The sequence below is a fragment of the Hymenobacter mucosus genome, from assembly GCF_900188255.1.
GTDB lineage: Bacteria > Bacteroidota > Bacteroidia > Cytophagales > Hymenobacteraceae > Hymenobacter > Hymenobacter mucosus.
In genome coordinates this window covers 493,814-519,568 of the sequence record NZ_FZNS01000004.1, presented here as the reverse complement: position 1 = coordinate 519,568, position 25,755 = coordinate 493,814, and the positions used below count along the sequence as shown (strand labels likewise).

The 25,755-nt window shown below is 57.9% G+C and carries 23 protein-coding genes; 12 read left to right on the top strand and 11 right to left on the bottom strand.

Annotated features, from left to right (window positions below; all coding sequences use genetic code 11):
* Positions 1-24: 24 nt before the first annotated feature.
* The 3 genes from menD to CHB83_RS12155 form a co-directional block, all read right to left on the bottom strand.
* The gene (gene menD / locus CHB83_RS12165; RefSeq protein WP_089332810.1) at positions 25-2,001 is read right to left on the bottom strand and encodes a 2-succinyl-5-enolpyruvyl-6-hydroxy-3-cyclohexene-1-carboxylic-acid synthase; all 1,977 of its coding nucleotides are present in this window, start codon (positions 1,999-2,001) and stop codon (positions 25-27) included.
* Positions 2,002-2,090: 89 nt separating this feature from the next.
* Positions 2,091-3,314, bottom strand: a complete 1,224-nt coding sequence (locus tag CHB83_RS12160; RefSeq protein ID WP_089332809.1) for a chorismate-binding protein — start codon at positions 3,312-3,314, stop codon at positions 2,091-2,093.
* Complete coding sequence (locus CHB83_RS12155; RefSeq protein WP_045688247.1) at positions 3,311-3,745, bottom strand: hotdog fold thioesterase; 435 nt, start codon at positions 3,743-3,745, stop codon at positions 3,311-3,313. The genes CHB83_RS12160 and CHB83_RS12155 overlap by 4 nt, the downstream gene beginning before the upstream one ends.
* Positions 3,746-3,952: 207 nt before the next feature.
* Between CHB83_RS12155 and CHB83_RS12150 the strand changes: the two genes are divergently transcribed.
* The 6 genes from CHB83_RS12150 to CHB83_RS12125 all read left to right on the top strand — a co-directional run bounded on the left by CHB83_RS12150 (position 3,953) and on the right by CHB83_RS12125 (position 11,888).
* Complete coding sequence (locus CHB83_RS12150) at positions 3,953-4,576, top strand: histidine phosphatase family protein (protein WP_089332808.1); 624 nt, start codon at positions 3,953-3,955, stop codon at positions 4,574-4,576.
* Positions 4,577-4,905: 329 nt separating this feature from the next.
* Complete coding sequence (locus tag CHB83_RS12145; RefSeq protein WP_089332908.1) at positions 4,906-6,657, top strand: pyruvate dehydrogenase complex dihydrolipoamide acetyltransferase; 1,752 nt, start codon at positions 4,906-4,908, stop codon at positions 6,655-6,657.
* Between the two features lie 303 nt (positions 6,658-6,960).
* A complete protein-coding gene (locus tag CHB83_RS12140; protein WP_089332807.1) occupies positions 6,961-9,531 on the top strand; it encodes a TonB-dependent receptor in 2,571 nt (856 codons plus the stop codon).
* Between the two features lie 203 nt (positions 9,532-9,734).
* The gene (gene hslV, locus CHB83_RS12135) at positions 9,735-10,271 is read left to right on the top strand and encodes an ATP-dependent protease subunit HslV (protein ID WP_045688249.1); all 537 of its coding nucleotides are present in this window, start codon (positions 9,735-9,737) and stop codon (positions 10,269-10,271) included.
* Between the two features lie 16 nt (positions 10,272-10,287).
* Entirely contained in the window at positions 10,288-10,782 is a 495-nt protein-coding gene (locus CHB83_RS12130; protein ID WP_089332806.1) for an STM3941 family protein, read from the top strand.
* 134 nt (positions 10,783-10,916) lie between these two features.
* The gene (locus CHB83_RS12125; protein WP_089332805.1) at positions 10,917-11,888 is read left to right on the top strand and encodes a deoxyhypusine synthase family protein; all 972 of its coding nucleotides are present in this window, start codon (positions 10,917-10,919) and stop codon (positions 11,886-11,888) included.
* A 94-nt stretch (positions 11,889-11,982) separates the two neighbouring features.
* Here CHB83_RS12125 and CHB83_RS12120 read toward each other — a convergent pair whose 3' ends face one another.
* Entirely contained in the window at positions 11,983-12,666 is a 684-nt protein-coding gene (locus tag CHB83_RS12120; RefSeq protein WP_179225521.1) for a hypothetical protein, read from the bottom strand.
* A gap of 119 nt (positions 12,667-12,785) precedes the next feature.
* Here CHB83_RS12120 and CHB83_RS12115 point away from each other — a divergent pair, with 119 nt between their 5' ends.
* Complete coding sequence (locus tag CHB83_RS12115) at positions 12,786-13,115, top strand: hypothetical protein (RefSeq protein WP_045688253.1); 330 nt, start codon at positions 12,786-12,788, stop codon at positions 13,113-13,115.
* A 51-nt stretch (positions 13,116-13,166) separates the two neighbouring features.
* On the opposite strand, the gene CHB83_RS12110 is transcribed toward CHB83_RS12115, so the two are convergent.
* The 3 genes from CHB83_RS12110 to CHB83_RS12100 form a co-directional block, all read right to left on the bottom strand.
* Positions 13,167-14,219 carry an N-acetylmuramoyl-L-alanine amidase family protein gene (locus CHB83_RS12110; RefSeq protein ID WP_236705073.1) on the bottom strand — a complete coding sequence of 351 codons (1,053 nt, stop codon included), beginning with the start codon at positions 14,217-14,219 and terminating at the stop codon, positions 13,167-13,169.
* Between the two features lie 220 nt (positions 14,220-14,439).
* Positions 14,440-15,288 (bottom strand): SDR family NAD(P)-dependent oxidoreductase, encoded by an 849-nt coding sequence (locus CHB83_RS12105; protein WP_089332803.1) that lies wholly within the window; start codon positions 15,286-15,288, stop codon positions 14,440-14,442.
* Between the two features lie 88 nt (positions 15,289-15,376).
* Positions 15,377-16,276 carry a helix-turn-helix domain-containing protein gene (locus CHB83_RS12100; protein WP_089332802.1) on the bottom strand — a complete coding sequence of 300 codons (900 nt, stop codon included), beginning with the start codon at positions 16,274-16,276 and terminating at the stop codon, positions 15,377-15,379.
* Positions 16,277-16,476: 200 nt separating this feature from the next.
* On the opposite strand from CHB83_RS12100, the gene CHB83_RS12095 reads away from it, so the two are divergent.
* The 3 genes from CHB83_RS12095 to CHB83_RS12085 all read left to right on the top strand — a co-directional run bounded on the left by CHB83_RS12095 (position 16,477) and on the right by CHB83_RS12085 (position 18,578).
* Positions 16,477-17,229: an OBAP family protein gene (locus CHB83_RS12095; protein ID WP_236705072.1), complete on the top strand. Its 753-nt coding sequence runs from the start codon at positions 16,477-16,479 to the stop codon at positions 17,227-17,229.
* Positions 17,230-17,324: 95 nt separating this feature from the next.
* Positions 17,325-17,744: a helix-turn-helix transcriptional regulator gene (locus CHB83_RS12090; RefSeq protein ID WP_045688258.1), complete on the top strand. Its 420-nt coding sequence runs from the start codon at positions 17,325-17,327 to the stop codon at positions 17,742-17,744.
* Between the two features lie 72 nt (positions 17,745-17,816).
* A complete protein-coding gene (locus tag CHB83_RS12085) occupies positions 17,817-18,578 on the top strand; it encodes an SDR family oxidoreductase (RefSeq protein WP_045688259.1) in 762 nt (253 codons plus the stop codon).
* Positions 18,579-18,671: 93 nt separating this feature from the next.
* On the opposite strand, the gene CHB83_RS12080 is transcribed toward CHB83_RS12085, so the two are convergent.
* From CHB83_RS12080 to CHB83_RS12070, 3 genes are all read right to left on the bottom strand, one after another.
* A complete protein-coding gene (locus tag CHB83_RS12080) occupies positions 18,672-19,139 on the bottom strand; it encodes a hypothetical protein (RefSeq protein ID WP_089332801.1) in 468 nt (155 codons plus the stop codon).
* 126 nt (positions 19,140-19,265) lie between these two features.
* Positions 19,266-19,880 (bottom strand): 2'-5' RNA ligase family protein, encoded by a 615-nt coding sequence (locus tag CHB83_RS12075; protein WP_052695160.1) that lies wholly within the window; start codon positions 19,878-19,880, stop codon positions 19,266-19,268.
* A gap of 21 nt (positions 19,881-19,901) precedes the next feature.
* On the bottom strand, positions 19,902-20,459 hold the full coding sequence (locus CHB83_RS12070; protein ID WP_045688261.1) for a DUF1572 family protein: 558 nt from the start codon (positions 20,457-20,459) through the stop codon (positions 19,902-19,904).
* Positions 20,460-20,577: 118 nt separating this feature from the next.
* Between CHB83_RS12070 and CHB83_RS12065 the strand changes: the two genes are divergently transcribed.
* Positions 20,578-22,734 carry a DUF748 domain-containing protein gene (locus tag CHB83_RS12065; protein ID WP_179225520.1) on the top strand — a complete coding sequence of 719 codons (2,157 nt, stop codon included), beginning with the start codon at positions 20,578-20,580 and terminating at the stop codon, positions 22,732-22,734.
* A 106-nt stretch (positions 22,735-22,840) separates the two neighbouring features.
* Here CHB83_RS12065 and CHB83_RS12060 read toward each other — a convergent pair whose 3' ends face one another.
* Positions 22,841-23,863 carry an SMP-30/gluconolactonase/LRE family protein gene (locus tag CHB83_RS12060; protein ID WP_089332799.1) on the bottom strand — a complete coding sequence of 341 codons (1,023 nt, stop codon included), beginning with the start codon at positions 23,861-23,863 and terminating at the stop codon, positions 22,841-22,843.
* Positions 23,864-24,054: 191 nt separating this feature from the next.
* Between CHB83_RS12060 and CHB83_RS12055 the strand changes: the two genes are divergently transcribed.
* Positions 24,055-25,683, top strand: a complete 1,629-nt coding sequence (locus tag CHB83_RS12055) for an amidase (protein WP_089332798.1) — start codon at positions 24,055-24,057, stop codon at positions 25,681-25,683.
* Positions 25,684-25,755 lie beyond the last annotated feature (72 nt).

Below are 25,755 nucleotides of genomic sequence, written 5' to 3'. Positions count from 1 at the left end.
GCGACAGACGACGGGCGTAAGCCATTAAGCAAAAGATGACTTTACCGCCGCGCGGTATTGTTCAAAGAAGGCAGCGTTGGTAGGACTGTGGGTGGTAATTTCAAGTAGGCTCGCGCCAGATTCTGGTGCAAAGAAAGTGGGTAGCGCCGACTCTAGCTCGGCGAAGGATGAAACGGCAACGTAGCGCAGGTTGAAGTCGCGGGCGGTATTTTCGGCCGTGAGAACCTGGCGCGTTTCGAAAAACTCTTCTAGTTCGGGCTGCTGGCGAGGGCCGTCAATGAGGCGGAAAATGCCGCCCGCGTGATTGTTCAGCAGCACCACGCGCAGGTTCGGGGTAGCGTAGTTGTGCCAAAAGGCATTCCGGTCGTAGAAAAAAGCCACGTCGCCAGTGAGCAGCACTACCGGCCGATCTGGTCGGGCCAGGGCCGCGCCAATGGCTGTACTGGTACAGCCATCAATACCGCTGGTTCCTCGGTTGGCGAATACTTCGATCATACGACCCGCCGGTACCCCCAAAATGTTGGCATAGCGCACAGCCATGCTGTTTGCCAGATGCAAAGCAGCGCGGTCGGGTACCTGGTGCAGCGTTTGGTAGATGGCCGTAAACTCATTAAACGGCTGGTTGGGTTGCTGCATAAACTGCTGCAAGAAATCCGTGGCCCAGTTTTCAGCGGCTAGCCAAGGTTTGAGATAAGCCGCTTTAGCTAGGGTATCGGCAGCGCTGAGGTGGCGGGCACTGGCAGGCCAGGTCAAACGTACCGGCTCAGCTAGGGTAGGAGCCGGTGCCACCCGGGTTGCGTCTTGAGCAACCGGGTTGCTGGGCTCGAAGCCCGACCCCTCGGCCCGGGCGGCAGCTACCGAAAGCGTATCAGCTGAGACGGGGGTGGCACTAGGAATTGCGCCTGGCTCGAGTGCTTCGGTGACGCCTGTGCTACCGGCGGAGCTTGACTGCTCTTCGGCTAGTACCGCAGCAAAGAAATCGGCAGGTTCCATCCGTACTACCTTCGTCAGCGACTGAAACGTATCGGCCACTGCCCCCGCCGCCTGCACGTGCCAATGCTGGGCCGGCTTGGCCTGCCGCAGGTAAAGCTTGAGGGCTTTGGAAATAAGCGACTGCCCGAAGGTGATGAGCAGTTCTGGTTTTAGCGCTTCCTTGAGGCCCGGTTCTGGAACAGCCATAAACACATCTTGGCGCCCCAAAAAGCGCACGCGCTGGTCGAAATCAGACGCAGCTGGCAAGTGCAGGTTCGCAATCAGGTCGCCCACCACAGGCACTTGGTACGCCGCCGAAAACTGGCGTAGCGCACGCAGCAAATCGGGAGCAGCGGGGTGCTGGCCGGCTACTACTAGCACGCGGCTCGTCGTGCGAATAGCGTCGCGTAGCTCAGCCAGTACCGAGGCGGGTAGCTGAGAGCGGCCGGGCAGCTCGCGGGTTACCTTTACAGGCTCGAAGCGCAGTTCCTCCCCAGCCTTAGGGTAGAACGGCTCCCGCAGGGGTACATTCACCTGCACTGGTCCGGCCGGATACTGTTCCGCCAAGCCAATAGCTTCCGACACAAGGCGGGTGGCGTGCCACTGCGCATCGGGGTGTGAAGCGTCGGCGGGGAAGCTGAACGTTCCTTTGGCGTGGGCACCGTACAAATCGGCCTGGCGAATCGTCTGGCCATCGAGCTGGTCTATCCACTCCGGGGGGCGGTCGGCGGTGAAAACCACCAATGGGATTTGCTGAAAATACGCTTCCGCAACGGCCGGAGCATAGTTTAGGCCAGCCGTACCAGAGGTGCAGACCAAGGCTACTGTGCGGCGCTGGGTTTGGGCCAACCCCAAGCCAATGAATGCTGCCGCTCGCTCATCGGGCACCGTTCGTACCGTAATGTCTGGGTGACGGGCAAAGGCAATTGTGAGGGGCGCGCAACGGGAGCCCGGCGAAAGCACCACGTCCGTAACGCCCAGCTGGGCACAAATTTCAGGAATGTTATGAACAGCTTGGAGAGAAGACATGGGTAGCGAAATAGGGAGTCAAGAGTGAGGTGCCGAGCAGTCTACGGTAAAGCAGGGGCTGAGCTGCTACGTGGGTTCAACCAATCAACTCATTCGTGTAAGATGGCTCCTACGGTACGTAGCTTCAATTCGGTTTCTTGCCATTCGCGGGCGGGGTCGGAGTCGATGGTTAGACCCGTACCAGCATACAAAATGGCTTCCTGAGGCCGCAGCTGCAAACAGCGCAGATTTACGTACAGGCGGGCCACTCCAACATCTGGCAGATTCACCGGCCCGAGAAAACCGGCGTAATAGGCCCGGTCGTAGCCCTCATGACGCCGCAGAAAATCCAGGGCCGGCTGCTTGGGCACGCCGCCCACGGCAGGAGTGGGGTGCAACAGCCGCAGCATATCGGTGCCCAGCGTAGGAAACGGCACTTGGTCTAGGTGCACGGCAAAGTCGGTGCGCAAGTGCAGGAGCTGACCGGCTACCACAGTGCGCGGCCCTCGTTCATCGTACTCGCGCAGGCGCAACTGTTTAAAGCAGTTTACAATGTAGCGGGCTACCATGGCGTGTTCCTCCAGGTCCTTATGCGCCCAAGCCGCCGTAGCTGGCGTGAGGTTTGGCAGCAGGGGCTGAGTGCCAGCCAGGGCCATGGTGCGGAACACATGGTCTTCGGTAATTTCGGCCAGCACCTCTGGGGTAGCGCCCAGCCAGGTTCCTACCCCCGGCGCACTCACAAGTGACACGAACGCATTGGGGTAGCGCTCCTGTAGTTCCTCAAAGGCTTCTAGCGCATCAAAGTTGCTCGGGAGTTGCCTCCGCACAGCCCGGCTCGATACCACTTTTTGTACGGTGCCGCTTGCAATAGCGTCTACTCCGGCGGCTACCAGCGCTTCGTACTGGGCCTGGGAGGCAGGGGTAGGAATGGGCTGCTGGCTTACATGCCAGGGCAGCTCAGTAGCCGTCGGCAGTGCCGCGAAGCGCTGGCGCAGCTCGGGTAAGCGCGCCGCTGCCGAAGGGCTCACTAAGATTTCTTCCGGCCGAGCCAAGTCGAAAAACAAATCGGCCGGGAAGAAGAGCGGTGGGTTGTGGTCGGAGTCGCGGAAAGGGAAAAAGGCAAACCCAGCCGGTGCCGTAGACTCCAGGGCCGGGGGCAAGCCTACGTACGCAGCGTCGACCTTAAGGCTTAAGCACAGCCTAGGGTGTTGGGCGCCGGGCAGCCGCCACAGCGCCACCGGTCGGCCGCTCGTCAGAGCCAACGCGACTAGTCGGCGTAAGCGGTCCGCAACTGGCAGTTGGGGCCGCCAGGCAATGCGCTGTAAGCTGCTCATGCCTGTTGAGGCTTGGCGGCAGGCAAATCAATAACGGCCATGGTAATGCGGCTGATGCACACTAGGGCCCCCGTTTCTTCGTGCGTAATCCGAATTTCCCACACCTGAGTGCTGCGCCCTACGTGCAAGGCGGTGGCGCGGCCCAGCACGTAGCCGTCGCGCACGCCCTTGAGGTGGTTGGCATTGATTTCGAGGCCCACGCAAGCCTGCTTGGTCGGGTCTATTTTGGTGGCGGCGGCCACGCTGCCTAGTGTTTCTGCCAAGGCCACGGAAGCGCCGCCGTGTAACAGGCCCATGGGTTGGTGGGTGCGCCCATCCACGGGCATCCGGCCTTCCAAGTATTCGTCGGTGAGGGCGGTGAGTTCAATACCGAGGGCGTCGGCTAGGGTAGGGCGGTTGCTCACCCACTGGTTAAGTTGCTCCAGTGTCATAAGGGAGGGCGGTAAGGGCAATAAGTAGCCGTAGTGCACATGGGCGCCGGCCACCTCAATTGGATAGTAACAAGATCGGGGCAGGATGTTCCGACGTCCTTACCAGGTAGAAGCAAGGGCAGAATGAAAAACTATAGTAGTAAGCACGCGTCCGCACGTGCAAAAAGACCGTACTTTACTGGCAGGAACAGCAAAACTAGCGGGAAAGTGAGCGTCAAAAAAATCTACCTTATCCGCCACGGGCAAACCGATTTTAACGTGCGCGGCATCGTGCAGGGCAGCGGCGTCGATTCTTCGCTAAACGAAGCGGGCCAGCGGCAGGCAGCGCGCTTTTTTGCGGCGTATCGCCACGTCCCCTTCGATAAAGTCTACACCTCCCTGTTACAGCGCACCCACCAGTCGGTGCAGGGGTTCTTGGACCTGGGGTTGCCGCACGAGCAGCATGTTGGCTTCAATGAAATTTGCTGGGGCACCCGCGAGGGCACACGCATCACGCCGGAGGAAGACGAGGAGTACCACAACGTGCTGCAGGACTGGCGGGCGGGCCGTACCCACGCGCGCATGGAAGGGGGCGAAAGCCCCGACGATGTAGCCGCCCGCCAACGACCCGCAATAGAACTGCTTACCTCTCGTCCCGAGGAAGAAACAGTGCTAGTGTGCATGCACGGCCGGGCCATGCGAGTACTGCTCTGCCAATTGCTGGGCTACCCCCTCAGCCAAATGGATTCTTTTGAGCATCATAATCTGTGTCTATACCAGCTCGACTATACCGGCTCCATGTTCACCGTGCGCAGCTTCCTGGATACGCGCCACTTGCAAGAAGCTCGTTAAAGGCAGCGCAACGGCTAACTGCAGCTGAACGAGGTAGGGAGTAGGTTAGCCCCTAGAGGTACAAGGGTAGCTTTGGTTAATCGCCAAGAGGACAGAGACGTAGCACACAGCCCCCAGCGGGCTGCAAGGGATTGGCCGAGCGGGTAACTTTCAAGTGATTAGGATAGTATTGGCTGTAACTCTTCCCTAAAGAGGTATAGGCTAAACTAGTGGGCGCTTACTCAGGCGAAGATTCGCTGTTTTGCGCTCAGTAGTAGAAGATGGGGTTTAGTTTGCACCCCCAAAAATTCGGGCTAATTTTGGCCCCACTCAACCCAACGAAGACGCAGATGGCCGAACTCATAAAAATGCCCAAAATGAGCGACACGATGACTGAAGGGGTCATCGCCTCGTGGCTCAAAAAAGTAGGCGACAAAGTAAAATCCGGGGATATCCTGGCCGAAGTTGAAACCGACAAGGCTACGATGGAACTCGAAAACTACGAGGACGGCACCCTGCTTCACATCGGCCCGAAGGAAGGCGATGCTGTGCCCGTAGACGGTTTGCTGGCTATTGTGGGCAAAGAGGGCGAAGATATTTCGGCCCTGCTCAACGGCGGTGGAGCCGCTCCGGCGCCTGCCCCAGCCGAAGCTCCTAAGCAAGAAGCAGCCCCCGCTCCGGCTCCCACACCTGCCACCGCGCCCGCGCCTGCCCCAGCAGCTCAGGCTCCGGCCGCTGCGCCGGCTGCCCCAGCCGGCAACGGCAAGAAGGCGACTATCATCCGCATGCCCAAAATGAGCGATACGATGACGGAAGGCACTATTGCCTCCTGGCTCAAGAAGGTAGGCGACAAAGTAAAGTCTGGCGACATCCTGGCGGAAGTGGAAACCGATAAGGCGACCATGGAGCTAGATAACTACGAAGACGGCACCCTGCTGTACGTCGGCCCGAAAGAGGGAGAAGCTATTCCAGTAGACGGTGTTTTGGCCATCATTGGTGAAGAAGGAGCCGATGTGCAGGCCCTGCTCGGTGGCCAGTCGGGTGGCAGTGCCACTCCCGCTCCGGCCGCTGCTGAAGCTGCCCCCGTCGCTGCTACTACCTCAGCCCCCGCGCCGGCCGAAGCTGCCCCGGCTCAGAACGGTGGCCGCATCTTTGCCTCGCCACTCGCTAAGAGCATTGCCAAAGACAAAGGCATTGACCTGAGCACGGTGAAAGGCTCCGGCGAAAACGGCCGCATTGTTTCCCGCGACCTGGAAAGCGCCCAGCCTTCGGCCGCTCCTGCTGCCCAGCCCGCCGCTTCTCAGTCTGCCCAGGCTACCAATACCCAGTCGGAATACATTCAGGCCGCCCTGCCCGAGCAGCCGCAAGCCGTGGCTCCGGCCCCGGCCCCAGTTGCCGCGTCTGCTCCGGTGGCCGCCGAAGGTACCTATACAGATACCCCCGTATCGCAGATGCGCAAGGTTATCGCGCGTCGTCTGTCGGAGAGCCTGTTCACGGCCCCGCATTTCTATCTGACGATGGAAATCCTGATGGACCGCGCTATGGAAGTGCGCACGCAACTCAACGCGCTGTCGCCGGTGAAGCTGTCGTTCAACGACATGGTCATCAAGGCATCAGCAGTGGCCCTGAAGCAGCACCCAACCATCAATTCTTCCTGGCTTGGCGACAAAATTCGTCAGAACAAGGTGGTAAACATTGGGGTGGCCGTGGCCGTGGACGAAGGACTGCTAGTGCCCGTAGTGCGTAACGCCGATGGCAAAGGTCTTTCGACTATTGCTAACGAGGTAAAAGAGCTGGCCGGCAAAGCCAAGAGCAAGAAGCTCCAGCCAAGTGAGTGGGAAGGTAGCACCTTCACTATCTCCAACCTGGGGATGTTCGGCATCGAAGAATTCACGGCCATCATCAACCCCCCAGATGCTTGCATCTTGGCAGTAGGTGGTATTAAGCAAACGGCTGTAGTGAAAGACGGTCAACTGGCCATTGGCAACGTGATGAAAGTCACTCTCTCGTGCGACCACCGCGTGGTGGATGGTGCTTCTGGTGCCGCCTTCCTCCAGACGCTGAAAAGCCTGCTGGAAGACCCCATGCGCATGCTCATCTGAGCAGTGCCCATAAAGATTTAGTACCAGAGAAGCCGGCCCACTTGGGCCGGCTTTTTTGTTGTAGCCTAGTAGCATCCGCTGGAAAGCAAGGGTAGCGCGGGAGCACAGCGCCTTTACGAAACCCCCGACCCAGTGGCTGCAATAGCAGAGTGGGTAGGCCTCCTTTCTGCTCAGGCCAGGGTAGGAAGATTCTGCAACCTACTGTTCCGATAGCAAGATTCTATTTGAAATGCTCTATACTTACCGATGGTGGGAGCTACGCCGGCGGCACCCGATTGTAAAGCGTTCAATCGAGTAAGAAGTATGAAGCAAAATATACTGGCAATAACCTTGTGTGTAGCTAGTGTTAGTGCCTTTGCACAAGAACAGGCACTGACGGGAAAGATTGTGGATAGTGCGGGCAAGCCAGTTATTGGGGCTACGGTAGTGGAGAAGGGCACCAACAACGGTACTGCTACCGGCAACGACGGCCGCTTTACGCTACGGACCCGAACGACGAGTGCCCGCTTGGTGGTCAGCTCCATCGGCTACGCTACCCAAGAGGTAACAGCAACTGGAAGCGAAGTAAGCGTGACGCTGGCCGACGCTTCTACGGGCTTGGGCGAGGTACAGATTGTGGGCTCGCGCAGCCAGAACCGCTCCACCACCGATTCTCCCTCGCCGGTGGATGTGATTGACATTCGGGAGGTGACGGCCAAAACCGGGCAGCTTGATGTAAACCAGCTGCTGCAATTCGTGGCGCCATCGTTCAACTCCAACCGCCAAACCGGCTCCGATGGGGCCGACCACGTGGACCCCGCCTCCCTGCGCGGCCTCGGGCCCGACCAAACCCTGGTGCTCGTGAATGGAAAGCGCCAGCATCAGTCGGCGCTGGTGAACTTATTTGGGTCGCGGGGGCGCGGCAACACCGGTACCGACCTGAACGTCATTCCGGCGGCCAGCATTGAGCGCATTGAGATTCTGCGCGATGGTGCAGCGGCTCAGTACGGTTCCGACGCCATTGCGGGCGTTATCAATATTGTGCTCAAGAAGACGGTTGACGAGTTGACCGTAAGCACCAACTACGGGGCCTACGACGCAAAATACCGCTTCGATGACCAGAAATTTGACGGCGGCAATTTCAACGCCAACGTTAACTACGGCATCGGGATAGGCAAGCAAGGCGGCTTCGTAAATGCCACCCTCGACTACAATCAGCGCCAGCACACGCAACGTGCCAACGTACCTTCTCCCGATGGAATAGCCCGCCGGGAATACGGCGACCCGCAAGTGAAAAACGCGGCGGCCTACCTTAATGCCAGCTTCCCGGTAAGTCAAAATGCCCAGGTGTACGCCTTTGGCGGGCTAAATAAGCGCCGAGGCGACTCCTACGCCTGGACGCGCTTTGCCGACGATGACCGCAACGTGCCGGCCATCTACCCCAACGGGTTTGACCCTATCATCACCAGCGACATCTGGGACGGTTCCGCGGTAGTAGGGCTACGGACCAAGCTAGGCGCCTGGGAACTAGACCTGAGCAACAACTTTGGGTCTAACCGCTTTGAATACGGCGTGGAGAATACCCTGAATGCTTCCTTGGGAGCCAGCTCACCTACCTCCTTTAAAGCGGGTGGCTTTCAATTGCAGCAAGATGTGATAGGGCTGAGTGCAACGCGCAATTATAAAACAGTACTACAAGGCTTCAACGTAGCCGTAGGAGCCGAGTTCAGGCAGGAGTGGTATTCCCTATTTGCCGGTGAAGAAGCTTCCTACCGCAACTATGACCCCGCCGGAACACCCGATTCGCTTCGGGAAGCAGCCGGCTCTCAGGGTTTCCCAGGCTACCAACCTACCGACGCTATCAAGGCCAACCGCAATAATTTGGGTGCGTATGTTGATGCCGAATTAAATGTAACCCAGCGCTGGTTAGTAGCTGCTGCACTTCGCTACGAGCACTATAGCGACTTTGGGAGCACGCTCAATTACAAAGTTTCTACCCGCTACAACCTAACCGAGTTCCTGACCCTGCGCGGTACGTATAGCACTGGGTTCCGAGCCCCTTCGTTAGCGCAGGTCAACTTCAACTCCACATTCACTAACTTCATCCAGGGCCAACCCGTGGAAGTGCTGCTGGCCCGCAACAACAGCGCCGTTACGCGCAAACTGGGGATTCCAAGCCTCAAGCAGGAAACGTCCAACAGCGCCAATATTGGGTTGACCAGCCGGATTGGTTCCTCGCTGAGCTTGACGCTGGACGGATACTACATTAAAATTGACGATCGGGTAGTGCTAACCAGTCAGTTCTCGGCCGACGACCCCGTCATTGGGGCCGATTTGCAGGCCCTGAATGTGGGCCAGGCGCAGTTCTTTGCCAACGCGGCTTCTACCAAGTCGTTGGGGTTGGATGTGGTGCTGAGCCATACGCTGGGGCTGAATACCGGCCGTTTGAACTCCACATTAGCCGCTAACTTCAACCGCCTGCGTATCGACCGGGTGCAGACTTCTGGCCGACTGGCCGGGCGGGAAGACGACTTTTTTGGTCCCCGGGAGCAGGCCTTCGTAAAGGCCTCCGCGCCACCATCCAAAATCAACCTCACGTTCGACTACCAGATGGGCCGCTTCGGAGCCTTGCTACGGTTCGTGCGGTTTGCGGAGGTGAAACTCATCGACTACGATGGCATGGAGCAGGTATATGATTCCCGCACTACTACTGATCTGTCGTTGAGCTATGCTCTCACCAGTCATTTGCAGCTTTCGGTAGGCAGTTCCAACTTGTTCAATAAGTACCCCTCCTTCTTCAACCCACAGGTTACGGAAACGGGCGGCGCTTGGGACCCCGTACAAATGGGCTCGAACGGCCGATTTTACTTTGCTAAATTGCAGGCCCGTTTCTAAGCACCATTTTGTGTTAGAAAAAGGAAATCAGCTGCCGGTGGTCTATCCGGCAGCTGATTTCCTTTTTCTCCGAGGGGGAGAGCCCCGCCCGTGGGCGCTCCGTTAGCACGATGGTTCTTAGGTGCCCAGGCGTACGCACGCCAACGAGCGGGGGAGACGCAAAATGTTGTGGCTCTATAGATTCACGAAACAGTTGTACCCGAATGAGAATTCGCTCCACTACCGTGCTAGGCATCCGCCACAACGGTGAAATTGCTCTTGGCGCCGACGGCCAAGCGACCATGGATAAGCACGTAGCCAAAAGCAACGTGCGCAAGGTTCGTAAGCTACACGACGGCAAAGTAGTGACCGGCTTTGCTGGCTCCACTGCCGACGCGTTCATGTTGCTCGACAAATTTGAAGAAAAGCTAAGCGGCTACAACGGTCAGCTGCGCCGCGCGGCCATTGAACTGGCTAAGGAATGGCGCAAAGACCAATACCTGCGCAAGCTGGAAGCCATGATGGTGGTGGCTGACAAAGACGAGCTACTCATCATTGCCGGCACCGGCGACGTGCTGGAGCCCGATTCTGACGTAGCCGCCATCGGCTCGGGGGCCATGTACGCCCAAGCTGCCGCGCTGGCCCTGAAGAAGCACGCGCCTCACCTTACCGCCCGCCAAATGGTAGAAGATGCCCTGCACATTGCCGCCGACATCTGCATCTACACCAACCACAACCTGATGATTGAGCAGCCTAGCTAGGCCACTCCCACGCGTCATGACTGAAGACCTGATTTACTACAACTCGCGCAAGCGGCATGCGCTGCTCACCCTAGGGGCGCTTGCTTTTGTAGCCATGGGGGTATTCATGATTGTGAGCAAGGGCTACTGGGGCCAGGGGCTAGTAACCATTCTATTCTTTGGCACCGGTGCTGCCGTTGGGGCCTGGCAGTTTTTTGATACCCGGCCTCGCCTTCAAATTACTGACGAAGGTATTCTGGACCGCACGTTAGGCGTAGGCCTCATTCCCTGGACCGACATCACTGATGCCTACGTACGGTCTATCAACCACGAGTACTTCATCTGCCTACAGGTGCAAGATGAACAGGCCTACCTGAACCGTCTGCCACCTTTGAAGCGCAAGCTGGCTAGCGCCAACGCGGCATTGGGGTTTACGCCGTTGTCCATTAACCTGAGCGGCGTTGACTTGAACCCAGAGCAGCTACTGGAGTACATCCTGAAGCAAAGCGCTGCTGCTCAGCTTTCATCCTAGGCCTGTTTTTGTGAGCAACCCAGCCACAATAGCACGCTATTCAGAATCTACGATATAGGGCAACCTTATTGAACGATTCCGAGCTAATATTTGATTGTAAACCGCACACCCATAAGTACAGAACACACGACTCAATGAACGTAACGAACTTCCTCAAGCACCACTACCGCCACTTCAACGCTGCTGCTCTGATTGATGCCGCCGAAGGCTACAACAAGCACCTGGCTGAAGGTGGTAAGATGATGATTACCCTGGCTGGTGCCATGAGCACCGCCGAAATGGGCATCCAGCTGGCCGAGCTCATCCGTCAGGACAAGGTGCAAATCATCAGCTGCACCGGTGCCAACCTGGAAGAGGATATCTTCAACCTGGTAGCCCACGACTTCTACGAGCGGGTACCGCACTACCGCGACCTGACGGCTGCCGACGAGCAGGCTCTGTTGGAACGCCACATGAACCGCGTAACCGATACCTGCATTCCGGAAGAAGAGGCCATGCGCCGCCTGGAGCACTCGGTACTGAAGTTCTGGGAGCAAGCCGACAAAGCTGGTGAGCGGTATTTCCCTCACGAGTTCTTCTATCAGATCCTGAAGTCGGGCGAGCTAGAGCAGTACTACCAGATTGACCCCAAGGACTCTTGGATGCTGGCTGCCGCTGAGAAAAACCTGCCGATCATCTGCCCCGGTTGGGAAGACTCTACACTGGGCAACATCTTCGCGGGCCACGTTATCAGCGGTGATATCAAGAACGTACACACCGTGCGTACCGGCATCGAGTACATGATTTACCTGGCCGACTGGTACACCAACCAGGCTACCGAGGAAAGCAAAGTAGGTTTCTTCCAGATTGGTGGCGGCATTGCCGGCGACTTCCCCATCTGCGTGGTGCCTATGCTGCACCAGGACTTGCAGCGCACCTCGGTGCCGCTGTGGGGCTACTTCTGCCAGATTTCGGACTCGACGACTTCCTACGGCTCCTACTCCGGTGCCGTACCGAACGAGAAAATCACCTGGGGCAAGCTGGGTCAGGATACGCCCAAGTTCATCATCGAGTCGGACGCTACCATCGTTGCGCCGCTTGTATTTGCCATGGTGCTAGGCCAGTAATTGCTGCCTGAAGCAATAAGTAAAAAGCCCGCCGCTGATTTCAGCGGCGGGCTTTTTTAATTTGACTGGTAAGTCTGCCTGGTAATCAAGCTTACTAACTAATCTTAGGAACAATCAGTAGCCCTAATGCGAAAGTCTCCGGCTGATTGTCCAGAGTTTGTGGATTTATACTCCACAAACCAGCCATTTCCATTACGTCGTCTTCATCACCTAGAAAGAACGAATCAGCAAGTTGCTCCAAGTCATCGGGACTGTCCTCTATAAATGACTGCTTCCCCTTCTCAATGATTTGTTCTTCAATTTCTGTCCGTTGCCCTTGGTCTAGCTCAATGGCTTCACCGGTACTGAAAAGTCTGATGGCCTCTTCATTAACAAAACGTCCCCAAGCACCATAATTAGCCACCCGATGGTTACCATAGAACTGTACTTCAGCAAACTGGGCGCTTAGCTTTTGTAAGAAAGTCAAAGTCTTCTCATCTGAAAGCCCGCTCAAAATAGGGTTGATGACAAAAGTCCAGTCATCAACAGGAGGCGTGATGAAAGTTGCGTTCCATCGGTACACTTTGTCTAAGCCACCATACCAATTAGCCGAAAAAACAGTGCCTTGGTCAACATTTACGGCGTGCAAAAGCTCAAATGGGTCGGCATCTCTGACGGCTAGCCATGTCAACTTATATCCAAAGGGCTCCGGCTTAGCAGGAAAACGCTCAGATTGTGTGGCCTGCATTGCGAAAGCTAGGTAAGAGAACAGCATGAAACCACGAATATATGCGGCCACGTTTGCGGTGTTGTTTTACTGGCATAAGGTAATGCCATCCGGTCGCTGATTTAGTAGGACAAAATCAGAGGTATACCTACGGGCCTATCTTTACGGCACCATCACCTTGCCTCCCTACCATGCCTCTAGACCCCGCTAGCTTCCTGCAGCACGCCGCCCCAGACGAAAAAACGACCGTTTACACGAAAGCGGCTGACGGCACCATTCAGGAGCATCCGGCGCTGCTCATTGCCCAAACAAAAACACAAAAGCTGTTTATCACGCTGGAAAAGCGCCGCCGCTACGTGGCGCATACCCAGGTGCCGGACTCCAACGATATAGAAATTGACTTTCTGCAGGACTACGAGGAAATTGAGGCGCTAATGGAAGACGCCGGCCTCGACGGCATCCACGACGGAGAGCAAGGCATTCTGTACCACAACCTGCTTTTCCTGCTCATGAACCCGTAGTCAGTTGCCAGTGCAACAGTGTCCGGTAACTGACAACCGGCAACTCACAACTCAACGACCTGTATAGTCGGCCAGCAGGCCCTCATAGATCCAGTTGGCAAGGGCCTGGCGGTTATCGGCCACCACAAAGCGGCGCTGGTCCTTGCTGTTGCGGATGTTGCCCAGCTCCATGAATACGGCCGGGGCGTGGCTGGTGCGCACCTCGTAGAGGCTGCTGCGCACCGACACATTGCCGGAATAGGGGCGGGTAGGCTGGGCGCGCTTGTAGCGGGCCGTAAACACCTTATGGATGTTCTTGGCCAGGCGCAAGCCGGCCTGGCTGTTCTGGTGGTGGTAAAAGAACACGTCAATGTTCTGACCGGCGCTGCGGCTGTCTACGTGCAGGCTCAGTAGGCGCTGGTAGGCACCTTTGTGGCGGGCATAGAGCTTGTTTACCTGCGTAATGCGCTGGCGCAGGCGGCCGAGCTGGCTGAGCGGAATGCGCTGCTGCGGGTAGGTTAGCTCGTCGTAGTCCATCTTCAGCACGCTTTCGTCGCGAATACCGTCGTTAGGGTCCTGCACCATCATGTACACGGTAGCACCGTGCTCCATCAGCACCCGAGCCAGCCGGATCGTCACATCGTAGGCGTACTCGTCTTCCGACAGCTTGTAGCTGCCATATTGGCCAATGGCGCCGGGGTCGGGGCCGGCGTGGCCGGGCGAGAGGTAGTACACTGCCCCGCGCAGGGCCCGGTCGCGGACAGGTACGGGGCTGTACTTGGGTCCGAAGAGCTTGGAGGGCAGCATGGGGGTAGTGCTCAGTCCGTGCGAAGTAGCGGCGCGCGAGGCCGTGCTACGGGCAGCCGGTTTTCGGGCGGCAACTTTCGGCGCCGAACGGTGGGGAAGCAAGTACGTCCGTCCGATAATGAGGCCGTTGCGCTTGGTAAGATTAGCCCTGTTGAGCTGCTGAAACTGCCGCAGGTGCTGGTTTGGGTTCAAGCCGTTGCGGTAGAGCAGCGTATTCACTCCGTCGCCTGGCTTGGCAACTGCCCGCCGATATTTGGCCTGGCAAAAGGCTCCCGTGGAAATCAGAAAGAGCAGAGCGATGAGGACAACTGAGCGCAAAAGCAGGAACGTGAGGTGAGAAAATCAAAGAAAGGCTAGCCCCAGCCTAGCTAGGGTGGGGCCACGCATACCTTAACCAAACTGCCTCGGGCTGGAGAAGCCAAGAAGCCGCTAAATGAGATACGCTACTACAAAAAAGGCAGTAAATCTTCACAATACGAACAAAAAAGGCCCGCAGCTACGCCGCGGGCCTTTTTTAGGCGCTGTGAAAGGGCAGGGGTTAGGACACCGTAAATCCGGTTGCAGTAGCCACTGCTTGCCACTGACGCATATCTTGTTGTACCGCAGCCATTTTTTGCTCGGCAAGTTGGTAGGCATCTTCGCCCAAAAATAGATGCACGGGCTGAGTGGTAGCTTCGCTGACTTGAATCAGGGTGGCGGCTGCTTTGACTGGGTCGCCGGGCTGATTGCCGTTGATCTGCTGCTCGTGCTGTTCCTGCGTTTCCCGCACCGATTGGTAGGCCGCTATGGGGTGGGTAGGCGTGCCGAGCGAATCGGACGTTAGGAAGTTGGTGCGGAAGTAGCCAGGGTACACCACGCTGGCTTGCACGCCAAAACTCTGCACCTCCGCCGCGTACGATTCCGTGAGGCCTGCAACGGCAAACTTCGTGGCGCAGTAGATGCCAAAGCCCGGAAAGCTACCCGTGAAGCCTCCGACGGAGGAAATATTGAACACGCGGCCGGACCCCTGCCTGCGTAGGTGCGGAGTAGCGTGGCGCAGCACGTTCAGCAACCCGAACACATTCACGTCGAAGTTGCCCCGCGCCTCCTGGTCTGATAGCTCCTCTAGGGCACCCACTTGGCCGTAGCCGGCATTGTTTACTACCACATCAAGGCCACCTAGCGTGCTGATGGTGGTGGCAATAGCTTGGTGTATGCTTTCCTCGTTGCCAAGGTCCATATGCAGGGGCAGGAAGCGGCCCGCATGAGGTGGCACGGCTTGTTTGAGCTGTTCGAGGTTGCGGGAGGTGGCCGCCACGGCGTAGCCGCGGGCCAGAAGTTGCTGTACTAAGGTCAGGCCGAGGCCCTTGGAGGCGCCGGTCACAAACCAGATGTTATTGGTCTTCATACGGTTGATCTGTTTGTATAGGGTAGGGCAAAGCTAGATTCAGGGCAGGCCCAGGGGTTTACTATAATCAAACAGATGCTTGCGAAAATCAAACAACGCGTAGCGCAGTAGGTGTGGTGCGGGCGTGCTTCCGAAAAAAGTTGTTGAAGTGCGCCGGCTCCTCGAATCCCAAGCAGTAGCTGATTTCCGATACGTTCCAATCGGTGTGCTTGAGCAAGGCGTAGGCCTCCTGTATAAGGCGTTCCGCAATGAGCTGGGTAGTGGTTTTGCCAGTTACCTCCTTCAGAGCGCGGTTGAGGTGATTGACGTGAACGGCTAGCTGCCCGGCAAAGGCGTGGGCATTGCGCAGGCGCACCTGCTGCCCTGGCGTTTCGATGGGAAACTGACGCTCCAACAGCTCGGCAAACAGGGAAGCAATGCGGGTAGCGGCGCTGCTGCCCCGGTAGAGTGTGGTAGCAGGCTGTAGCTTCATGGCGCTGTGCACTAGCTCGAAGACGTAGTTGCGCAGTAAGTCGTACTTGAACGCGTAGTCGGAATCTATTTCCGCCGTCATCTTCTCAAATAGCTGGCGAGTAGCAAGAAGCTGCTCATTAGTGAGCGTATACAAGGGCTGCCCGCTGGGCTGAAACATGGGTAGCTCTACGCCCCCAACAAGATGCCGCTGCAGAAAGGCCTCCGTGAAAATGCAGAAGTAGCCCGTTAGGTCGTCGTCGAGCGGTTCCCAGTCGTAGGGCACCATAGGGTTGGCAAACAGCAGCGCGTTGCCCCTGATTTCAAGGGTTTTGTCGGCGTAGTGGTAGTTGCTCCGGCCCGTAACAAGGGTAATCTTGTAGAAGTCCTTGCGGCTGTAGGGTAGGTGGCAAGCCCTGGGTCCCACAAAGTCATCGAGCCGAAACACGTTGAAGTGGCCAATATCCTGCCGTAGGGTATCGGGCAGCCAATGGATTTTCTGCTGGTAAAAGTCGTGGAGGCTATGAGACTTGTGCATGAAGTAAAGTTACGTAAATCAAATGGCGGGCATGGTACTAGGGTAGGCTGGGTAGCGGAGAGGTGAGGTTGCGTATACTATTCTCTGGTGGCATCCTGCTCTTTCACAATGAACAGGCACTTGTTGGCCGCCTAAGCCAAGCGCGGCCATAACACGGCCTGCACCAGCGCGTACGTCCTAGAATACTACCTACTACCGATATGACGATGCAATCCTTTCTGGCCGGCGGTCTGCTGCTGGTGCTGGTGTCAAGCTGCGGCGACCAAAACACTAAGTCGCCCGTGCAAGCGCCGGGCGCCGAGAAATCAGCCAAGACAACTGTGCTGGAAGCCGGGGCCGATATCCTTCAGGGCAAAGCTCCACTACGTCAGCTCGACATCTACCTTGATGGATTTCACTTCTATAATGGCAACCAGAAAGCCCAAATGGAGGCGCACCACTTCTGCCAGAAACTAAATGAGGACGTGACCCAGTGCGTGATTTACGATGGCAACGGCCCCGGCGCCAAGATTATGGGTATTGAATACATCGTGTCGCGGCGGCTGTTTGAGAAGCTCCCTGCAGAGGAAAAAAAGCTCTGGCACAGCCACGCCTACGAAGTAAAATCGGGGACGCTGGTAGCGCCGGGCCTACCCGACGCGGCCGAGCATGAGCTGATGGAACAGGTAGTGAGCACCTACGGCAAGACCCTCCATACCTGGCACACCGACCGCGACAAAGAGCTTCCTTACGGTAGCCCGCAGTTGATGATGGGCTTTACCAAAGATGGCCAAACGGACACGGCTATGGTAGGGCAGCGCGACCGACGCCTGGGCGTTTCCAGCGCCAAGAAACGCCAGCAGCGGGCCGATATTCAGGCACCCCCCGTATTGTCCGGCGCCGATGCCTGGGAAAAGGGTGAGGTACGGCAGTTCGTAGTCTCCGACAAGGCAGGCAGTGGGCACCAGCACTAAAGCACGGGCCCACTACTGGCCGCGGCAGCCGAGACAAGAGCAGAGCAGGAACCCGGGGGCTACAACAATTCCGAAGCTTTTTGCTTCTTCACGGTATGGCAACAACTCCAATTCCTAAGAAACTCTTGGCCCGCCAGCACGAAATAACGGCTGACTTTCTGCGCGCGGTCGACCAGCATATTGAGGATGTGGTAGCCGGACGGGCAACGGAAATGCTGGAAATCCGTGACCTGGCCGATCAGCTGCACATTCACCCCACGCACCTAAGTAATACCATCAAGCTTACAACGGGCCACCCGCCCTGCTATTATTTTGAGGCTCGGCTGCTGGAGGTTGCGCGGGAACTGTTGCGTAACCCGGCGCGCTCCGTGGCCGATATTGCCGCCAATCTGACCTACGACCCGTCCAACTTCACCAAGTTCTTCAAACGCTTTGCGGGGTGCACCCCCAAGCAGTACCGCGAGCAAGTGTGGGCCGAGCAGCGGGCCGCCCATTCGGAAACTGTCACCATTTAAACTGAACTACTCACCATACTTTCTGGAGCACAGCGCGGCACCTTTGCCCCGTTCACCTCAACCAAGAAAGTTATGAGTACAAACAAGATAGCCCTGGTAACTGGCGGCAGCCGCGGCCTGGGCCGAGATATGTCCCTGAGCCTCGCCCGTAAGGGCACCGACGTTCTGCTTACCTACCACAGCAACAAGGATGAAGCCGCTGCCGCGGTAGCCGAAATTCAGGGCCTGGGCCGGCGGGCGGCGGCATTGCAGCTGGATGTAGCCAACAGCAACAGCTTCGACGGTTTCTTTGCCCAGGTACGCACTACCCTGCACGACGCCTTCCAGGCCGAGCAGTTTCACTTCCTCATCAACAATGCCGGGGTAGCACTCTACGCTCCTTTCGCCGACACCACTGAGGCCCAGTTCGACGAGATGGTGGCCATTCACTTGAAGGGCCCCTTCTTTTTAACGCAAAAAGCCCTGCCGCTGCTCGCCGACGGTGGGCGCATTGTCAACGTTTCCTCAGGCCTAGCTCGCTTTGCACTGCCGGGCTCCTCAGCTTACGCCACTATGAAAGGAGCCATTGAAGTACTGACCCGCTACCAAGCCAAGGAGCTGGGGGCGCGCGGTATTGCGGCCAACGTGGTAGCACCCGGCGCCATTGCTACCGACTTTGGCGGGGGGCGGGTGCGCGATGACGCCCACCTAAACCAGTTCGTAGCGTCGCAAACGGCCCTGGGCCGGGTAGGACAACCTGAGGATATTGGCGGTGTGGTGGCTTTTCTCTGCTCCGAAGAAGGCCAATGGCTGAATGCCCAGCGCCTAGAAGCTTCGGGCGGAATGTTTGTGTAGCCTGCTCTCTCAGTAGGCTTCTACCGGCTAGAATACAAAAAAGCCTCCTGGAGTGAGTTCCAGGAGGCTTTTTTGTGTAGTCATCAGTACGGGTTAGAACCGAAACAGGGGGCGGGCTGGGTTCCAGATGCCCCACGGAATCATCAGCAATACCAGTATCAGGGCAATCAGAAACCACGTGAAGGCTTTTTTGTGCTTCACAACAGGATCAACGGCTTTCTTGGACAGCGTGCGACCAACTTGCGCAGCTACTACAGCCAGAATCATTCCTACTAAGTGCTCTACGGCGAAGAAGCGGCTGCCTGCATTTTTCATCACGGCCGCACCCGCTTGATCAAAAGCCTTCAGGCCTACCTTGCTCAACGCGAAGTACAGAATAAGGCCTAGTAGCAGTTGCAAGTGCATGGAGCCCACAAAGGCGGCACCCATGCCATTGTCGGCGCCGGTCCAGGGGCGGCCCTGGCGGCCGGCGAAAGCCCGGAATACGGCAATCAGCCCGAAAATGAGAACGAGCCAGCGCGTCCAGGAGTGTAGCGCAAGAATTATGGAGTATGAAGTCATACAAAAGAAAAGGTGATTGAGAGCGGCAAAGGTCGGGGGCGGGGCTGAAATTGTTGCCCTACGTCGCCGAAAAATGCGCGAACAATGCCGTTGGTCGGTTGGGGCTGCCTAGGCCGCCTACCCATGTCAGCAAGACAAGCCCTGGTTATCTTCCTGAGTTTGGGTGGTTGACTCCTCAAACAGGGTAGGAACGATGTCGTGCTTATGGGCCTCAAACGGGAAGCTCTTCTCCTGCACAAACAACTCACCTTCTTGGCGCAGAATGGCGATGTTGTTGATGACGAGCTTCAGGTTGAATGTTTGCTGGTTGAGGTACTGTAGTACCGGCCCCAGCAGCTCGGGTGTGGTGTCATGCAAGGCTAGCGAGATGTGGGGCAGCCAGCAGTCGGGGCCGCTGAACTTGTCGGTGCGCAGACACAGCGGGGCCGTAGCCTGCAAAATGCGGTGGTGCAGTAGGTTGAGGTCGTCGGAGCGCAACACCGGAATATAGATGACGGGATTGGGACCCGGAAATACCCCCAGGCCAGTAGTGTGGGCCACAAACGGCCGGGTGGTGCGGGCTACATCACGCAGTACTTGCTTTAGGGCCGAGAGCTTGCGCACCCCCGCCAGTTGGTAGGTGATGTGCGGATCGGGGGTAGCCTGCACGTCGTCGAGGCCAAACTCGGTTTCCAGGTTCTTGATGAGGCGGTTGATCCGCTCGGCGCTCTGGCTGTTCAGAAGAGAAGTAATGGCGAGCATGGAATCAGATACTGGTAACACTTACGAGTGGTTGGCGCGCGCTTGCACGGCGGCGGTAAACAATTCACTTTGATTACGGGGTACGCTCAAGTTTTGCCAATTGAGCCCTCGTATTTGTTTGCCCAGCAGCACCAGTTGCCCGGCGTGCGAGGCATAGTGGGCCACCTGCCGCTGCAAAGCGGTCAGCACCGTGTGCGCTTCGCCCCGGATGGTCACGGTACGTAGCAAGTCGGCGGGCTGAAGGGTGTCGAGCAAGTCAAACAGAATCTGCCAGGCGGGGTTCCACTGCTGTTGCAACGTAGCCACTGCTGTTAGCGAGTCAGGTTGCACAAACTCTTGGTCGCGCTGCCGGGTAGGCTTCTCCCCATCAGTGGTTAGAAAATCGGTGAAGCGGGAGCGGAGGTTGCCAATTACGTGCTGTACGATGACGGCGGGGCTGTTGCTGCCAGGAGCCGCTACGTGCAGCCACTCCTCGGGGCTGAGCTGGGCCAGGGCCCCATCAGACAGGTTCTTATAGGTACGGAAGCTGTGGCGGAAAGACGCCAGCAGGGCCTCAGCCAGCGCAGTAGAATCAGGCATATCAGATATGGTTAGGCGCACACTTCCCTACGATACTAGCGAAGATAGGGGTTCCGGCCCCAATGCACTACCAACTTCGCCCCGCCGCCCCCGTTTACATAGGCTTATTCTCGTTGCCGTGCTGCCAACTGTTGCGCTTCCTATACACCAGCCGCCCCCACCCAAGCGCCCTACCCAGCACCGCTGGCTATGGTGGTTGCTAGGTATTGGGCTGGTATTAGGTGGGCTACTCCTAGCTGCCAGCCAGCTCCTTGACCCCTGGCTGCGCCGGCAAGCCGAGCAGCAAGTAGCCCGGCAAAGCCAGGGCCGCTACCTCTTACGCATTGGCAGTCTGGACACCAAGCTCTGGCAAGGAACAGTACACTTGCGCAACATCCGCCTGCGCACCGCCGCTGGCACTTCGCCCGATACAGCTTCCTTGCCCCGTTTGCAGCTGCGCCTGGGCCGGCTGGATGTAGTAGGGGTGGGGCTGGTAGCACTGCTCCGCCGTAACCTAGTACCCATAGATAGTATCGGGCTCGATTCTCTGAACCTCCATCTGGCAGCCCTCCCCAAAACAGCTTCTTCCCAACCGCTACATGTCCGGCTGCCGGTGGCGGGCATTCGTCTGAGGAGCTTAGCTGTGCGTCATACGCAGGTACGCTATGGACAGCTACTGCACCCCACGGTGCAGGTAGGCCAAAGCACTGTGGTGCTGCGTGACGTGCTGCTAAACGCTGCCGGTGCTTCCGACTCCGGCCGCCTAGGCTACGCGGCCGCAGTGGCCGGGCAAGTGCGAGGCTTGGTAGTGCAAGTGCCCGGCCATACGCTACGCCTTGTGCGGGGGCAAGTGTCCTCGGAAACAGGGAAGCTCACGCTGGATTCGGCGGTGGTACATCCGGGCACGCCGATCAGCGCCCAGCGTACGGCCGCTATCCGCGTGCAAACGGTGGTGCCACACCTGGCCCTGACGGGTCTGGATGTGGCAGGGCTGGCGCGGCGGCGGTTTCGGGCCGATTCGCTCCGCCTCACACTGACGCACTTGGCCCTGACCCTGCCCGCCACACCGCCGCCGCCCCTGCACGAGCTACTAGCCGCATATTTCACAGAATTCCGCCTGGGGCACATGCTTTTCCGCAACGAGACCATGCGCCTTGACGGGCTAGACCAAGCGCCCACTCTGCGCAATGTGCGCCTGCAAGCAACCGATGTGCAGGTGCTGCCGCGTAACCATAGTACACTGTATTATGCCCGTGCCTGGGCGGTGCAGACCGGCCGCATGCGCGCTACGCTTGATGCACCCTACTATACGCTAGCCTGGCAAGCACTGCGGGCCGATACACGCACCCAGCAACTCCACCTGACCAACCTGGGCCTTACGCCCACCATGGACGTAGTAAAAATGTCCCGCCGGAAAAAACATGCTGTATCGCGTATCGTGGTGCGGCTGTCGGAGCTAGCCGTAGCGGGGCTCAACTACCACAAGGCCTTGCGCGACCATCAGCTTATTGCCCGCCAACTGACCCTGCGTAACGGCTTGGTGCACACCACCGGCGATGGTCGTTTTGCGCAGAACCCCAAGCAGTCGGTGGCGACGCCGGAGGCCCTAGCCGCGTTACCCTTCCAGATTTCCATTGACCGGGTACGCATTCGGCGGGGTACGGTGAACATGGTGTACCGCTCCCCGCGTGACCCTCAGCCCGGCACCCTGTCCATTAACCAACTGGCCGTTACGCTCCGCAACTTCAGCAACGACCCGCGCCGCATGAGTGCTGCCCATCCGCTCACGGGCGAGGCGAGTGGCCGGCTGCAAAACCAATGTGCTGCCCGCTTGAGCTTGCGGGCCAACTTACTCGACCCCACCGGCAGGCACACCTTAAGCGGGGTGTTTACTACGGCCTCGCTGGGTATTCTGAACCCCATGACCATTCCCACGCGTGGCGTGGCTTTCCGTAGCGGCACCGTGCAGCGCATCCGGTTTCAGATGCGCCTAGATCAGCAGCAAGCTGTGGGTACCATGTGGGGCGAGTACACGGATTTGAAGTTGCAATTGCTCAACAAAAATAACAAGGCCGGTTTGCTGAAGCGCGTAGAAACGTCGCTGATCAACGGCATTGCCGTCCGCGACAACAACCCGCGCAAACCTGGTAAGCCGCTCAAAGAAGGCCAGATTTTGTCGCGCCGGGAGCTTCGCTACTCAGTGTTTACGCTGTGGCGGCAGGGCCTGGTAAGCGGCGCACTCAACAGCGTAGGTATTCCCAAGAAGATAGCCCGTAACTTGAGTGAAGGCGAATAAGCCGCTGCTCCGGCACTACAGTTCCAATCTAAAGCCCCTACTACTCGCCTAGCACCTTTGGTGTTGCATGAGCAGTAGGGGCTTACATGGTTTGCCGCCAAAAGGCCTAGAACTTCACTTTTGCGATGCTGAACTGGGATACCGGCGGGTTTTGCTTGGCTTGCAGCGCATTCAGGTTAGAGTACAGTACATAGGTTTCGGCGGCAGATCGGCGGGCCAGGGTAGTGGGGTATTGAGGCGGCGTGGTGAAGGTGCCCGTAGCCGTGGCCGCAGTCCAGGCAGTGGCGGTAGTTAGCCGGTACACTTTGGCTTGGGCGTTGGTTACCACGTGCAGGGTAGTGTTGTCGAGAAGTAGCATACCGTCAATGCCCTTCAAATCTTGGCTAATCGTGACCTTGGTAAGCCCAGCCGGGTTAGTCAGGGGAATCTTGAAGATGGCGCCCTCGTCGGATTTAGCTACCAGCAAGTATCCATCGGGATGGTAGACAATGCCGTTGAGCCCAAAAGAACCCGCAGGAGCCGCTAGCTGTGCATTTTCCAGGAAAATGCTAGCCACACCCTGCACATCCACTTTGTAGATGACCGGCGAAAAGCTGTCTGTTATATAGGCGTTGCCCTGGGCATCCACGGCAATGTCGTTGGCGAAGTGGTTTTGGCCGGGCTTTAAGCCGCCCAAGTCTACGGTGCTTGTCACTTGCCCATTGTCGCGGTTGATGATGACCAGGCGCGCGAGCTTGCGCTGCGTGGCAGCTGCGGTGCGTTGGGCATTATAGCCTGGGTCTGACACGGCTACCAGCAGGCGGTTGCGGCCTTCATCCAAGTTCATTCCAATGCTGGAAACTAGGGCAGCATTGTCGGCAAACTGCATGTAGTGACCATCTTCGTGCACCATGCCCACGGCCCCGGCCGTTTGCGAGCCAACCAGGAAGTACTTGTTTTTAGCGTCGTATTGTACCCCCTCAGGATACAGGTTGGGCTGCGTGAAGCTCACCAAGTCGGGCCCCTCCGCATCCGTAACCGGGTCGTCGTCATCGTCGGAGCAGCCGGGGGCAGCTAGCAAGACGAGGAGCAGGAGGGCACCCGAAGTGAGCTGCGAAGTAGCGCGGGGCCAAGCGGATAGAATAGACATGAGGAGTGCAGTGGAGTGAAGATGTAGTGTTCAGCTACATACGCTCAGACTAGCACCCGGGTAAGTGTAAAATGACGGGCATTTTCTGCCATTGGCGGCCGCGGCACAGGTAGCAGAATTCTTTTACCCGAAAGAATAGCTGCTGGCCGTCCTTTGGCTTTTATCTTGAGGGCCTAAATCTGAACTGCTGCATGAATCGTCGAATTTTCCTGCGTAACGGCTCGTTAGCCGGCCTGGCCCTATCTACCGTTTCTCTAGGCGCCTGCTCTACTACCCCCAACAATAACCAACCTGAGGAAGCCGACGCAGATGGCGCTGACACCAGCTTTGAACTGCACGAAGCCACCGCTACCGACTTGCAGGAGAAGATGAAAAGTGGGCAGCTCACAGCGCGCCGCATCACGGAGCTGTACTTGCAGCGCATCGAGCAGCTCGATAAAGCAGGCCCCAAGCTGAACTCCGTTATTGAAACCAACCCCGACGCCCTGAAGCTGGCCGATCAGCTGGACCAAGAGCGTAAAAACGGCAAGCTCCGGGGACCTTTGCACGGTATTCCGGTGCTCATCAAAGACAACATTGACACGGCCGACCAACAGCAAACTACTGCCGGCTCTTTAGCGCTGGCGGGCCACAAAGCCCAGCAGGATGCGTTTATTATTAAAAAGCTGCGCGAGGCTGGGGCTATTGTGCTGGGCAAAACCAACCTGAGCGAATGGGCAAACTTCCGTTCCACGCGCAGCACCAGCGGGTGGAGCAGCCGCGGCGGCCAAACCAAAAACCCCTACATCCTCGACCGAACGCCCAGCGGCTCTAGCGCCGGCTCGGGTGCGGCGGCCTCGGCCAACCTGTGCGCCCTGGCCATTGGTACCGAAACCGATGGCTCTATTGTGTCGCCGGCCTCGTGCAGTGGTTTGGTTGGCATCAAGCCTACCGTGGGCCTATGGAGCCGGAGCGGCATCATCCCTATATCGGCCACCCAGGACACCGCAGGGCCCATGACGCGTACCGTTCGCGACGCGGCTATTCTGCTGGGCCCGCTGGCCGGGGAAGATGCGGCAGACGCCGTAACCAAGGAAAGCGCCGGCAAAACCCAGCCCGACTACACTACCTTCCTGGACCCGAACGGACTCAAAGGCAAGCGCCTAGGCGTGGAGAAGGGTCACCTGAAGGGAGCCTCCGATGCCATTCCGCTGCTGAAACAGGCCGTGGAACTGCTCAAGGCGCAGGGCGCTACTGTGGTGGAAGTAGAGGTAGAAAAGCTGACCGATCCGCTGGGCGAAGCGGAGTACGACGTGCTGCTCTACGAGTTCAAAGACGGGGTAAACAAGTACTTGGCTACGGCCGGGGCGGGCGTAAAAACCCTCACCGACGTCATTCGCTTCAACACCGAGAACAAGGCCAAAGCCATGCCCTTCTTCCAGCAGGAAATTCTGGAAGCTTCCGACAAGCTGGAGGGGCTGGAAAGTGCCAAGTACCAGGCCGCCCTGCGCAAATCGCACCAGGGCGCCCGCACCGCTATTGACACGGTACTGCGCGAAAACAAGCTCGACGGCCTCGTAGCCATTACCAATGCTCCCGCCCGGTGCATCGACTTGATTAACGGCGACTCCGGAGGTGGGCCGGGCTTCTCATCGCCGGCAGCTATGGCGGGCTACCCACACATTACGGTGCCCATGGGCCAGGTGCACGGGCTGCCCGTGGGCCTCTCATTTGTGGGTGGCGCTTACCAGGAGGGCCCATTGTTGACCCTGGCGTACGCCTACGAGCAAGCATCTAAGAAACGCACCGCGCCAACGTTCAAGGCGCCGTTTGTAGGGTAGGGGGTAGCCTAAAAAGGCGGGCCGTACGCCCTAGCTGTGGTTCTATACTGGCGCAAATGCCGGGAACTACAA